Below are 1,062 nucleotides of genomic sequence, written 5' to 3'. Positions count from 1 at the left end.
AATTATTTCATTTTTCAAGTTACAAATCTTTAAAATTTTCGAAAAATCTGAAGAAGCTATGCTATCTTCCACAATTTTAGTTATATTTTCTAATGTTACAGTTATATCAAATTTTTCTGATAAATTTTCTAAAAATGTCCGTGCTTCATCCTCGGTTGGTTCTCTTGTTTCTATCAAATTCCCTTCCATAAATTCATCAAGTTTCTTTTTCAAAGCGATACTTATTATTTTATCTTTATTTGTTATACACAAACTAATAACAGTGTCTCGAAATTTTTTAATTTTTTGTTTTTTATCCTCCTCATCATCAGATAGAACATAATTCACCATTTCTTCATCTACCAAAAGCATCTCTATCTCATTAAAAGGGAGCACAAAAATATTTTTCTTTTTATAGCTTTCAATTCTTGCCTCATCCATCCAGTCATAATCAATAATGCCGTATGCTTTATTACCATATGTTTCCTCTAGTTTATTGTAAGCTTTTGTGTATTGAATAACTTGTTTATGCCCTTGAACTGGTTTGACAAAACAAAATTTACTGAATAATTTGGAATATATTTGATAGTCCAGACTATTTTTAGTTCCTTCGCAAAACAAAATTGGCTTTTTTGCACCAGATACTTCAGTTAATAATGGTAATGGTATTTCTTGTGATTCTTCCAACACCTGATAATCCAAATCATAAGGTGCTTCAAAATTCTTACACCATATATAGGTTGCATTTGTTCTAGATTGAACAAAGTCCATGTTATGTGAAGCAAAAATAAATTGACAATCAGGTCGCTCTGATATGAGCAAATCCCATAATTCATTATAGACAGCAGCATTAAGGAATGTTTCTGGTTCATCAACGATAATATAACTATTTTCTGGAGCTAGAAGGACATTACCAATATAAAACAATATGCAACGTTCTCCATCACTAAGTCCATTTATACTATATTTAGACCCATTTTTTTCAACTTTAACAACTGTATTTTTAGTATCAATATCAAATTTTATTTCTGGTTTAATTTTATTCCATATTTTTTCTAATTTTTGCCACAAAGATAATGACGA

1 protein-coding gene is annotated in these 1,062 nt (G+C 28.8%); it reads right to left on the bottom strand.

Going from position 1 to position 1,062, the window contains the following annotated elements:
* On the bottom strand, positions 1–1,062 hold a 1,062-nt coding region (locus ACO409_RS11040), incomplete at both ends, for a DUF4435 domain-containing protein (RefSeq protein ID WP_485557221.1).

Source organism: Leptotrichia sp. (assembly GCF_057270615.1).
Note: the sequence above shows the minus strand (reverse complement) of the source record. Positions and strands in the feature narration are given on the sequence as shown.